This is a genomic window from Halomonas sp. ND22Bw (genome assembly GCF_003011945.1).
GTDB classification, from domain to species: Bacteria; Pseudomonadota; Gammaproteobacteria; order Pseudomonadales; family Halomonadaceae; genus Halomonas; species Halomonas halophila.
This window is the reverse complement of sequence record NZ_PXWD01001733.1, coordinates 1-238: the sequence shown is the minus strand read 5'-3', so window position 1 is coordinate 238 and position 238 is coordinate 1. Positions and strand designations below refer to the sequence as shown.

The following is a 238-nucleotide window of genomic DNA, read 5'->3' as shown; positions in this document are numbered from 1 at the left end:
CGCCGAGCGCAATGGAGAATTGGAATGCGGTCGCCTGCAGGGCACCGACGCTCTCAGCAAGGTCAGGGGCCACTCTCGCGTGCCACGTCGCGATCGAGACGTAGAAAGCGCTGAAGGCCAGCCCCCAGATAACGAGGAGCAATAGCGAGATCAGGGAAGTGGTTCCAGCGAATGCCAGCAAGGCGGCCATCAGTGCCATCACAAGCGCCGCTCCCGCTGCACATAGTGACGCGTTGCG

1 pseudogene is annotated in these 238 nt (G+C 62.6%); it reads right to left on the bottom strand.

Going from position 1 to position 238, the window contains the following annotated elements:
* Positions 1 to 199: pseudogene (locus tag CVH10_RS27130) on the bottom strand (MFS transporter); the annotation flags it as partial.
* Positions 200 to 238: the final 39 nt, after the last annotated feature.